The organism is Ruegeria sp. AF1 (genome assembly GCF_056542125.1).
In genome coordinates, this window is the sequence record NZ_JBQFZG010000012.1 from 53,376 (window position 1) to 64,894 (window position 11,519).

The 11,519-nt window shown below is 56.7% G+C and carries 11 protein-coding genes; 4 read left to right on the plus strand and 7 right to left on the minus strand.

What is annotated here, in order from left to right; all coding sequences use genetic code 11:
• Nucleotides 1-47: 47 nt before the first annotated feature.
• Genes ACR0BK_RS15355 through ACR0BK_RS15370 form a run of 4 tightly spaced genes read left to right on the plus strand, consistent with a single transcriptional unit; the run spans nucleotide 48 to nucleotide 4,929 of the window.
• Nucleotides 48-1,343, plus strand: a complete 1,296-nt coding sequence (locus ACR0BK_RS15355; RefSeq protein WP_480555285.1) for a flagellar hook protein FlgE — start codon at nucleotides 48-50, stop codon at nucleotides 1,341-1,343.
• 33 nt (nucleotides 1,344-1,376) lie between these two features.
• Nucleotides 1,377-2,828 (plus strand): flagellar hook-associated protein FlgK, encoded by a 1,452-nt coding sequence (gene flgK, locus ACR0BK_RS15360; RefSeq protein ID WP_480555286.1) that lies wholly within the window; start codon nucleotides 1,377-1,379, stop codon nucleotides 2,826-2,828.
• 2 nt (nucleotides 2,829-2,830) lie between these two features.
• Entirely contained in the window at nucleotides 2,831-3,838 is a 1,008-nt protein-coding gene (locus tag ACR0BK_RS15365; RefSeq protein ID WP_480555288.1) for a flagellin, read from the plus strand.
• Nucleotides 3,835-4,929, plus strand: coding sequence for a flagellar basal body P-ring protein FlgI (locus ACR0BK_RS15370; protein WP_480555289.1), 1,095 nt, complete (start codon nucleotides 3,835-3,837; stop codon nucleotides 4,927-4,929). The genes ACR0BK_RS15365 and ACR0BK_RS15370 overlap by 4 nt, the downstream gene beginning before the upstream one ends.
• A 53-nt stretch (nucleotides 4,930-4,982) precedes the next feature.
• On the opposite strand, the gene ACR0BK_RS15375 is transcribed toward ACR0BK_RS15370, so the two are convergent.
• From ACR0BK_RS15375 to ACR0BK_RS15405, 7 genes are read right to left on the minus strand one after another with little or no spacing between them, the layout of a single operon-like run.
• Nucleotides 4,983-5,627 (minus strand): DUF1523 family protein, encoded by a 645-nt coding sequence (locus ACR0BK_RS15375; protein ID WP_480520045.1) that lies wholly within the window; start codon nucleotides 5,625-5,627, stop codon nucleotides 4,983-4,985.
• 10 nt (nucleotides 5,628-5,637) lie between these two features.
• Nucleotides 5,638-5,904 (minus strand): hypothetical protein, encoded by a 267-nt coding sequence (locus ACR0BK_RS15380; protein ID WP_480474728.1) that lies wholly within the window; start codon nucleotides 5,902-5,904, stop codon nucleotides 5,638-5,640.
• 1 nt (nucleotide 5,905) lies between these two features.
• The gene (locus ACR0BK_RS15385) at nucleotides 5,906-7,243 is read right to left on the minus strand and encodes a DUF6638 family protein (protein ID WP_480555291.1); all 1,338 of its coding nucleotides are present in this window, start codon (nucleotides 7,241-7,243) and stop codon (nucleotides 5,906-5,908) included.
• Nucleotides 7,240-8,004: a hypothetical protein gene (locus ACR0BK_RS15390; RefSeq protein WP_480555293.1), complete on the minus strand. Its 765-nt coding sequence runs from the start codon at nucleotides 8,002-8,004 to the stop codon at nucleotides 7,240-7,242. The genes ACR0BK_RS15385 and ACR0BK_RS15390 overlap by 4 nt, the downstream gene beginning before the upstream one ends.
• Nucleotides 8,001-9,932 (minus strand): AAA family ATPase, encoded by a 1,932-nt coding sequence (locus tag ACR0BK_RS15395; RefSeq protein ID WP_480555295.1) that lies wholly within the window; start codon nucleotides 9,930-9,932, stop codon nucleotides 8,001-8,003. The genes ACR0BK_RS15390 and ACR0BK_RS15395 overlap by 4 nt, the downstream gene beginning before the upstream one ends.
• A gap of 55 nt (nucleotides 9,933-9,987) precedes the next feature.
• Nucleotides 9,988-11,106 (minus strand): hypothetical protein, encoded by a 1,119-nt coding sequence (locus ACR0BK_RS15400; protein ID WP_480555296.1) that lies wholly within the window; start codon nucleotides 11,104-11,106, stop codon nucleotides 9,988-9,990.
• Nucleotides 11,099-11,515 (minus strand): hypothetical protein, encoded by a 417-nt coding sequence (locus tag ACR0BK_RS15405; protein ID WP_480555297.1) that lies wholly within the window; start codon nucleotides 11,513-11,515, stop codon nucleotides 11,099-11,101. Before ACR0BK_RS15405 ends, ACR0BK_RS15400 begins: the two co-directional genes overlap by 8 nt.
• Nucleotides 11,516-11,519: the final 4 nt, after the last annotated feature.

An 11,519-nucleotide genomic window follows, 5' to 3' on the forward strand; every position in this document is an offset into this window, starting at 1 on the left:
CGCGTTACCTGTTGCATCGAAGCTTGACGCAACAGAAGGGCGCGCCAATGACCATTTCCTCTTCGCTGAATGCCGGTGTGGCAGCGTTGAAGGCCAACGCCAACAGGCTGGCCACGATTTCCGACAATATCGCAAACTCTTCTACCTACGGATACAAACGGGTGGAAACTGACTTTCATTCGATGGTCACGTCTGGTCAGGGTGGCAGTTATTCGGCAGGGGGCGTGCGCACGACCAGCCAGCGCATGATTGACCAGCGCGGATCACTGGTGACCACCAGCAACTCTACCGATTTGGCAGTGCGCGGACGCGGCATGTTGCCGGTGCGATCCAGCTCGCAGGTCGGCTCAAATTCCAACGAGATGTTGCTGACGACCACGGGTTCCTTCCGGACCAATGACGAAGGATATCTGGTGACCGAATCCGGCCTTGTTCTATTGGGATGGCGTGCTGCGGCAGACGGGTCCATCCCGCCCGTTCCACGCGACACGCCCGCCGCGCTTGAACCAATTCAGTTGAGCGTCAATCAGTTGTCCGGTGCCCCGACGACAAAGATGAACCTGAGTATGAACCTTCCCGCAACGGCGACAGATGCGGGTGCGCCAGGTGACACACAGCCTTTATCGGTCGAGTATTTCGACAATCTCGGAAAATCCGAAAGTATTGATATCCAACTGATCCCGACCGTTCCGGCAACCGGCAGCAGCAATGAATGGACCATGGTTCTGCGCGACTCGGCATCCGGCGGCGTGGTTATCGGGGAATATACTTTGACCTTTACCGACAACCGAACAGCCGGGGGCACTCTGGCCAGCGTCACCCCTGTAACCGGCGGCGCCTACGATCCGGCAACCGGCAGTGTCATGGTCAACGTCGCTGGCGGCCCGATGGAGGTCAATATCGGGCTGATCGGCGATGCCGATGGCATTACTCAGCTATCCGATACATTCGCTCCGGTTTCAATCACGCGGGATGGCTCTGCCGTTGGTACGATGACCAGCGTTCAGGTCGATGAAAGTGGCTATGTCTATGCATTCTACGATACCGGTGTCAGCCGCCGAATGTTCCAGATCCCGCTGGCCGATGTTCCCAATCCCAACGGCTTGACGGCACTGGACAGTCAAACCTACGCGCCATCCCGCGAAAGCGGCACGTTCTTTCTGTGGAACGCGGGCGAAGGCCCAACCGGAGATATCGTTTCTTTCGCGCGCGAGGAATCCACCACGGATGTGGCAACCGAGCTGACATCACTGATCCAGACACAACGCGCCTATTCATCCAGCGCCACGGTGATCCAGACGGTGGACGAGATGCTTCAGGAAACGACCAACTTGAAGCGCTGATCCAGGCACTGACCAAAGGAAAGGAGCAGCCTCATGAATATGTCGACGGCACTCAATAACGCATTGGGCGGGCTGACAGCGGCCAGTCGCGGGGCCGCTGTGGTGTCGGGGAATATAGCGAATGCCCTGACACCAAGCTATGCGCGCAGGTCCCTTGAACTGGCGACAAGCCCCATAACTGGCAATGGCGTGCGTACGGTTGGGGTGATCCGGCATCAGGATCCGGTTCTGACGGCCAACAGACGATCGTCAGACGCCGAGCTTGCCTTTCAATCCGCCATCTCAGATTTCCGTTCACGGTTCGAAAACCTTGTGGGAACAGCAGACGGCACGCCATCCCTTGCCAGCCGTATGTCTGCCTTGGAAAACAACTTCATCACCGCGGCCAGTCTCCCCGACTCGATCGAAAGACTTGATCAAGTGGCGCGCGCGGCGAGCGATCTTGCGGCAGGGCTGAATGCGGCTTCTGAAGGCGTGCGACAGGCACGCTCGGACGCGGACCGCAAGATAGGCGCTCAGATCGAAAGCCTGAACCTGGTTCTGAAAGACATCGAAATTTTGAACGCAAAGATTCCGGCCATTCAGAATTCCGGCGGAGATATCGGGGCCTTGCTGGATCAACGGCAAGTCCTGATCGATCAGGTCAATACCCTGATCCCGGTCAACGTTGTGCCACGCGCCAACGATCAGGTATCCCTCTATTCAGACGGCGGGTTGATACTTTTGGAGGGTAAGGCGTCCGAGTTCACCTTTTCCACGACCGGTGAAACGAAACCCCACATGACGGTTGCAAATGGTCTGCTGTCCGGATTGTCAATGAACGGCAATCCGGTGCGCACCAGCGGGGACACTGCGCAAATCCGCGGTGGCGCATTGGCAGCGCAGTTTTCGGTCCGTGATGAATTGGCGGTTGAGGCACAGTTGCAGCTTGACACCGTTGCCCGCGATCTTATCGAACGATTTGAAACGCCGGGCTTGGATCCCACGGCACATGCGACAGATCCCGGTTTTTTCACGGACAACGGAAATCGGTTCGACCCGATAACCATTGTCGGGCTGTCATCGCGCATTTCGCTGAATTCGGTTGCAGACCCCGACAACGGCGGCGACAGCTGGAAGCTCCGCGCCGGGCTGGGTGCCGCAACACCGGGCGATCCCGGACAAGCGTCGCAACTGCGTGCTTTCGGTGCCATTCTGAATGATGCGCGCACCGTACCTGGCGGGCTGTTTGGCACTGGAAACATGCGCGCCGCCGAGTTGACCGAGGCGCTTATATCGAAAGCCGGGGCGCAATCTCAAGCCGCGGAGCGGCGGAAGGCATTTGCCAGCAACAGCCAACAACAAATGTCACAGATTGAGGCCGAACAGGGCGTCGATACGGATCAGGAACTACAGCGCCTCATGCAGATCGAACAGACATACGCAGCAAACGCACGTGTCATCTCGGTTGTCGATGAGCTTATGGAAACGCTTCTGAGGTTATGAGCATGAACTTTACTGCCATCGGCGATCTGGCGCGCGGTATGACCCTTCGCACTCGCGCCACTGAAATCAAAACACAGATTGAAACCCTCTCTTACGAGATGTCCACCGGCAAAGTGCAGGACATATCTGGCCGGCTTGGCGGAGATTACTCTCAGATCCTGGATTTGGACCGTTCGCTTGCCAGACTCGACGCCTTTGGCATCGCCACAGCCGAAATGGCCCTGTTCACGGATGCCATGCAGTTGAGCCTGAAGACATTTGGAGATTCGGTTGGCGAAATAACCGCGTCTCTGTTGGCCTACGGGACGGCCAATCAGCCTGTAAATCATGCACAGGCGTCAGATCATGCCAGGAATGAGCTCGACACGATGGTATCGGCGTTGAACACACGGGTTGGTGGACGCAGTCTGTTTTCGGGTACAGCCACGGATGTCTCGCCACTGCCATCGACCGACACGCTGTTGGCTGCGTTGAAGACACAACTGACGGGGGCCATGACCGTCTCAGACATACGCCTGGCTGCCGACACATGGTTCAATAGCCCTGCCGGGTTTGACGCCATGATTTATCAGGGTGCGAACACCACGCTCTCTTCTATGCAGATCTCGGAAAATGAAAGCGTTACGCTGCCACTCTCGGCAACCGACCCAGCATTCAAGGCAGCCCTGAGGGATGTTGCCGTAGCAGCAATAGCCACCGACAATACATTGGCTCTTTCTTCCGATCAGCGCACTGCATTGTTCACACAGCTGGGCGTCGATCTGGCCAACGCACAGGATGCCACAGTAAACCTGCAGGCCCAGGTCGGCAGCGCCGAGGCCCGCATCGAACAGGCCGCCACGCGAAATTCGATGGCCCGAACCAGTCTGGAATTCAGCCGGAACGAGCTGATCGCAGCAGATCCTTATGAAACAGCGGCGAAATTGCAAACGGTGCAGTTTCAGTTGGAAAGCCTCTATTCGGTAACCGTTCGCAATGCGAACCTTTCGCTGGTGAATTTCCTGAGATGAGGGCGCTGATACTTCTTCTGATCCTTCTTCCCGGTATGGCCTGGGCGGGGGCAATCCGCCTCAAGGACCTCGTCGATTTCGACGGTGTCCGAGGTAATGATCTTGTGGGTTATGGCCTGGTTGTCGGTTTGAACGGAACCGGTGACGGATTGCGCAACTCCCCTTTCACCGAAGAGATCATGTCCAACATCTTGGAGCGTTTGGGTGTCAACGTAACGGGCGAGGATTTTCGGCCTAAGAATGTGGCAGCCGTCTTGGTGACAGCCAGTCTGCCGCCTTTTGCCAGAGTCGGCGGCCAAGTCGATGTAACGGTTTCGGCGATAGGCGATTCAAACAGCCTATTGGGTGGGACGCTGGTTATGACCCCACTTAACGCAGCAGACGGGCAAATCTATGCGGTTGCACAAGGCACAATCCTTGCAGGTGGCGTTTCCGCTGAAGGAGAGGCCGCGTCGGTCGTGCGCGGGGTACCAACCTCGGGTGTGATCCCGTCCGGCGCGCGTGTTGAGCGTGAAATTGAGTTCGACTTGTCAACTTTGACCCAAATGCGCCTGGCATTGAGAGAACCCGATTTCACCACGGCCGCGCGTATCGAATTCGCCATAAACACCGAGTTCAACAGAGCTGTGGCAATCATGCGCGATTCAGGCACGGTTGAGCTCAACATTGCTGCAACTCAGGCAGTATCAACGGCCCATGCCATCGGGCGAATCGAGAATATTCTGGTCGAGCCGGAAGCAAAAGCGCGTGTGGTCGTCGATCAGCGGTCCGGCACTATCGTTATGGGGCAGGAAGTCCGGATATCGCGTGTGGCTGTCTCTCAGGGTAATCTGACCCTGACAGTTCAGGAAGCGCCGATTGCCGTGCAACCCAACCCGTTTGCCAAGGGCGAAACAGTAATCGTGCCGCGCACTATTGCGGGGATCGAAGAGGAAGAAGGAACTGGCCTTGCCGAAATCCCCGAAGCTACGACCCTGTCGGAGGTTGTCGCAGGCCTGAACGCGCTGGGGGTGTCGCCCCAGGATATGATCGACATCTTGAAAACCATCAAGGCGGCGGGTGCCTTGCACGCAGAATTTGTCGTCAGGTAGCCGGCATCTCTGGCCCAACGGGCGTGCTGAGAACATGCCCGCGACGTTAAGGCCTATTTCGACTTCCAGCTGTCCAGCCAGCGCTGAAATCTGTTTCGGCGTTCTTCAATCGCGTCGCCGGCAGCATAAAAGCCGTCTTCCACATTCTCAATCATCGGATCAATTCGGGCCTTCCGGAACCTGCGCCAGCGCACCCAAACCGCCCAGACCAGCGCGGCAAAAATTGTCAGGAAAATGATGTTGAACCAGGGAATGACCTGCGCATCCGGCCCTTCCACATGTTTGATGAAAATGGCGTTGGGAAAGATCGACATGAACTCGTTGCGCCACCCGTAATGGGTCACGACCACCCATTTCGGGTTTTCCTTGGTCGATTTCGCATCATTAGCTTCGGTGTAAAGGTTCGCCGTGTCGAACTTGAAGTAGGGTGGCCACCCCCACCCGGTGTCTTCGTTTCGGTACACGATCGGCTTGCCATTTTCGCGCACGGCCTGAATGAATTGCACATCCCGGTTAGACAGGCTGGTCGATTGGTCTTCGGGTTCGGACCAGAATATCCGTGTCCAGTCGTTCAGATCCTGCCGCTCTTCGTAGGTGTTTACGATACGCACAACGTCGTGTTGCGGCAGCGAGTATTGCAGGACCGCAGCGATCGTTCCCCAGAAGATGATGATGAACGCCCATTTCACGTAGGCCATGCCTAAACCCTCACATGTAATTCACGATGTAGATCAGCGCGCCAATCGCCACCCATGGCACAATATAGACACCCAGGATCAGTTTGCGCCGGAACGAATTGTCATACACATGCAACCCGCGTTCGACAAAGGCGTCCTTATTGCCCGACTTGCCCTTCTCGTCCCACCAGCTTTCCAGTTTACGACGGCGTATCCCGCGCGAGTAGAAAGACAGCGCGACATAGGCGATCGTTTGGATCACCAACAAGATCAGCAAAAGGCGCAATAACCCGAACATCTCAGCCTTTCCTTACCGAACCCCACGGACCGACCCGCGCGATTATGTCATCGCTGACCCGGTCTTCGCCGCTCATGTCCGGCTCATGGCCGAACAGCGCGGCACGGGCCCCTTGCTTGTCCACCTGATACTCGCGCGCGAGGAAGTCGGCAACATAGGCTTTCTTGCTCTCGGGCCATCTGGAATAGGTGTTATAGAACAGCTCTTTGTGGCAGATGAACATCTGGCGTGGATCCAGCGGGGCCAATTCGGCCAGCAGCATATTCACCAGATCACGGTTCGGCGTGTCAGCGGCGCGCAAAGTGTAGAAATAAGCCGGATGATCCGACGTGATACGCGGCCACGGCCCCCCGTCGCTTGCCCAGCGCAGCAGTTGCGCAAGGCCGTGATAGGCTTCGGGCAAGCGATCCGAGTGATTGCGCGCCAACCGCCGCATATCGCTTCGGTCCAGCCCGGTAAGGTCGACATCCGCATCCGCCGCCGCGTCGACAGTCAGGAAATCCATCTTCTGCTGCAGGATTGCGGCGGCATCCACGCCGCGCGCCTTGACGATGGGTTCGACCAGATCATTGTAACCCAGAAACTTTGCAATCTGGTTCCGCTGCGACGGGTCAAAAACGTATTTGATCGGCAAATCGTCAGGCTTGTCACCCATACAAATCGCCGCCGGGTGATCCAGGTCCGGGAACAGGTACAGCCCGCCGAAATGCGCCGTCCAGAAGTTGCGTTGCTCAAAATCCGTGTGGCGCAGATGGACGGGGTTGCGCGTAACGTCGCCGGTCTCCTTGGCGGTCTCGATCATCCTGGCGATCAGCACATCGTCGAACCAGGCGTCCTCGGCGGTTTTGAACTGTTCGACCATGCCCGCCAGCTGCTGCGCCTTGCGCAAGGTGCCGCCTGCGGTGTCGGCCTCAATCTCGATCTTGCGCAGATTAAACAAATCACGGGGACTGCTGAGCTTGAAGACCGAGTTCACCAGCTCTCCGGCCACCGCATCAGTGGCGGTCAGGGCAAACAAATGCGCTTCATTCATCTCGATAAACTCGCGCAGGATATCGCGCGAGGTCGAGAACTTGACGTTCAGCAAAGGCGCGCGTTTCTGCTCGGTCGTCAGCAGGATGAACTGCCGGTTGACCCCGTTGGGGTTGAGGTAGAGCTCGTCCTCCAACTCAATCCCCACCTCCGGCGAATAGCCCGAGATATCCACATGAAAATCCGAAAGCTGAGTGGTCTTGCCCGCCAGATGCTGCAGCGCGCGGTTATACCTCTCGACTAAGGCCGGGCTGGAGATGTGGACGAGATTGCCGAACATCAGGCCTTTTTCGATGAGGCGGATCATTGACTGCTCCGAACAAAAACCGGAAGTACATCGCGGCCACCTTCCGCGACCAATTCTGTTTTCACGAAGTAGTGTGTCTTCTTAGCCTTTTTTTCTGTCCTCTCAATTACCACGCCAAATAAATCCGCTTGTAAGTGCTTTAGAAGTCTAACAACTTCCAACGACCAACTTATCCAGCTATCTGCCAGCACTTCCGGGTCTACGAACTTTTTGTCCGAATGAGCGAACCTTCGTAGACGCTCAAAGAAAACTAAACTCTCTCCCAGCACGAAATAGGAATTGCCGTCCATGGAATTAACATAAACTGAGGCGTCTGCGTCGTCAGGCAAAGTCTGTGCATTTTTGAGAGCAGTCTTATATTTGTAGTGAAAGGTAGTTTCGTTCCTAATATTTCGATTTATGGCATAACCTTCTGAAACGCCAAGTTTTTCAATTTTTTCAGTACTATTTTGAATAAGATTCAGTATCTCAGGAGCTATGCCCTTATTTTTTGCGTTAACTTCTTTGAGAAACTCAAACGCTTCGAAAAGTCGGGAAGACAGCGTCCTAAGAACTACGTGGTATTGGAGATCGGACGCGAATTTTGCTGGGCCTCGTTGACCTTCATATCGTTCAGAGAGGCTAAGAAATCGGGCGAACACGTTTAGCTCGTTGCAAATGTACGACAACATACCCAAAACTGCCATCTCTTCCTCTGTCATTGAGGTGAGGTCCGATTTCTTGAGTTTAAACTCATAAAAGTGCACCAGAGCGTCGCTCACCCCTTCCCCTCCAGATACCGCCGCTTGGCCTCTTCCATCCGGCCCATCTCGCGCACCGCGTTTTCGATGGCGACCTCGTCGCTCTTGTCGGCATAGCGGAACTCGCTGTCGGCGTAGCGGTTGATCTCTTGCATCACCATCTCAACCGTGATCGGCTGGCGCAGGTCCTCGATCATCGCTTTCTTGGTGTCGTAGTCGCGGAACAGAAACAGGTCGGGGTTTTCCATCCACTCGTCAGGCAGTTCGAAATCCATCGCGCGGACCTTGACCGCGTCGGTGATGTTCTTGATCGCACGGCCGGTAAAGCGCTCATCCGCCTGCTGGATCGCCTTGAGGTAGGTGCCCAGCTTGGCGATTGTGTCCATCTGACCGATCTCGCCCGAGACCCGGTCATAGACCTGCAACAAAGCATCCTCATGCGGGCGGGAATGGCTTTCGAAACTGGCGGCGACGGCCTTTTTGATTTCCTGCGCGGCGTAAGCCTCGTGTTCGCCCAGCGGGATGTCGTGGTTGCGACCCATCAGCAGGTGCAGGATGTCGATGTAATCCTCGCGCGTTTGCGGCCCGTCCACCAGAAACCGTGCGCCTGCCCGCTGGCGCAGGGCGTCGTCCACATTCTCGGGGTAGTTCGAGAACATGCCAAAGGTACAGTTGCCGCGCACGACGGTGTTGGCACCGGCAAAGCTTTCCATCAGCACGGCGGTAATCTCCAGCTGCCCGGCTGACGACTGCCGGTCGCCGCGCTTACCCGCGAGCTGGTCGATATCGTCGATGGTGCCGAACCCGATGACCGAGGGGTCGATGATCGTGTTGATAAAGGCCTTGGCGTTCTGACCCGATTTGCCCTGATAGCTGTCGATATTGTCGGTGCTCAGGTTCTGATAGCGGAACGGATAGCCCGCGTTCTGGCAATACTCGTTGATCAGCCCGGCCATCATCTGGATCAGGGTGGTCTTGCCGGTGCCCGGTTTGCCGTCACCCATGAAGGTAAAGATGAACCCGCCAAGTTCCGCAAACGGGTTCAGGCGGCGGTCGAAATCATAGGCCATCACCATCTTGGCCAGCTTCATCGCCTGATATTTGGCGATATGGTTGCCGACCACTTCGTTCGGCTTCTTGAACGTCATGGTCAAGGTGGTGGATTTTGCCTTTGAAGCGGGCTCGAACCCCCGTATCGTCAGATCATCCGCCTCAATATGCCAGGCCGCATTCTGGAACGGGGCCAGATGACCTGTGGACCCTGCGCGCAGGGCTGACTTCTCCATCAGTTGTTCGGCATAGGCGCTGGTGGCCGCGATCAGGTGGGCATCGTCCAAGGCGTATTTGGCCAGCACCTGATCCAGTTCCCACAGGGCGCCATGCAGGGCAAGTTGGCCGTTGTCGGTCAGGACCTCTTCGATCTCACCAATATCAACCGTGGTCTCACCCAGATGCGAGGACAACAGATAAGCCAGCGCGTTGCCGAACGTGTGTAACGTGATCAGCGCTTCGGCTGTCAGTACCTCTGAAAACTCGGTCTTCCGTGCGGCGGGCAGATCCCCGGCCAGGTTTGCCCGTTTCAGATCGGCCAACGGGGTCTGTTCCGCATAAGTGTCCGCCACGGCCAGAGCGATTGCGACGGCGCGGCGGATCACCTGTTGTGCAGTCGCTTGCGGCGGCGAAACCAAGGCGTCACCATCGTCCGAGGCTTCGATCCTCTCAACCAGATGCACCCCGTCTGCGCGCACGGTCCGGCGTGTCACCAACCCCGGTGTCGTCGAGCGAAACCGCCGACCGGTTGACACGCCTGGCGAGCGTTCAACGGTGGTTTCCACGGCTTTGGCGATCCGCGGCGCATGTTCGAACCCATTCAGCAAAGCGGTCGCTGCCGGATAATGCTTGCGAATATCGTCTTCGCGCAATTCCATCTGATCTGACGTCAAACTCATCTAAAAAACCGCCCTTGCTTCATCTTTTCAAAAATACTCTCGCCGAAGGCGAAAATTAGTACCTCAAAACCTGCCCCGCATTGCTGACGACGAACTTGCGCACATCTGCAAATCCCGGCGGGTTGCGTTCGGCCAGCACCTGAAACGGGCGCTGTGGCAAGATGATCGACCGTTGGGTGCGGGTGGCCCCGGTCTCGGCCCCCTGCCCGCCGAAAGGATCCAGCGCAAAAACCTCACGCTCGACAGTTGAAAACCAGCCAGCGCGTTCCTCGATGACCTCTTCGCTGTGCAACTCTTCGGTGGTCCAGGCCAGCGCCCAATCCTGACCTTGCGGAGATTGCGCATCCTCCAGCACCTGCCGCAAGGGGCCGGATTGTTCGGTAAAGGCCGAAGAATACATCGGCCCCACGTGAATACGTCGCAGGTGTTTGGGGTGCAGGTCGTTGAAATCCTGATCAAAGCCCTTGGCGATGGTCACCAGTTTCAGCCCGCCTAAAGACTGCGCCATCAGGTGAGCCTGCACCTCAGGCCAGCGGCGTTGGTCCTTGGGCAGGGCGGTTTTGCCTGTGTCCTCCAGCTGCATCAGATAGATGACGGGCAGGTTGATCTGGCTGTCATAGACCGCCCAGTGGATCATGAACTTGCGCCGCTCGCCCTCATTCCCGATCCAGTGGCACTCAGGATCGTTGCGGGCCCAGAACAGCTGACCCTTCAGCAACTCTTCATAATAGAGCCTTTGTGACAGCGCAAATTGCAGTTTGGTGGGGATTTCCCGGTCGCCGATGATCGTGCGGACCATGTCGGTTTTCAGGTCATCTTCCGAGGGCATATTCGCCAGATGCACCTGCGCCTGCTGCGCGTCATTGGCCATGGTCAGCAACTCGGCCGCCACCGGAAACCCGCTGTCGCGCTTGTCCATTGCAAGGCTGCCAAAGAACCGCCCCGTATCGCGCCCGACCAGCAGGTATTTCATCGACAGCGCGCGGAAAGTGTAGAGCAACCCCGAGAGGTAGCGCGATACGATCCGCACCTCTTGCTTGCTGATTTCGCCCTCCGCCTCCATCGTCGCGGCCACACGCAGAAGATGGACAGTGATCACCTCAAATTTGCGGAAATAGCGACGCGAGGCGAAGGTGTCAGTCAAGCCGACATGGTCTTGGCTGGGGTTAGTCATTTGCGCATACGCGAGCGGAAATTTTTGCCCTGCAGTCTTCAAGTTGAGCCACAAAAATGAAGAGGTAGAGCCCAACAACGCCGCTCACCGGCAACCCCCACCGCAAAAACAGTGGAGCTCCTAGGAACATACCTGCAAAAGGCAATGCCCACTCCTTTCTATACTTTCGCCAGAGAGCTTTTGAGAAGATTGCTTTTCCAAATGTAAACTCGCCCCCCCAACCCTCAGCAGCGTCTGATGAGGATTTCACAAAGTAAGCAATCAGAAGCTGACTGGGTAGCATGGTCCAAATCGCAACCACACTTAGAGTTGGGATATTTGCAATCAGCCCGACGCCAAACGCAATCGTTAGGGCCACCGTTATAACTGCCAATACGGCTAGAGAGATTTCTCGCGCAGAATAACGCACGCAC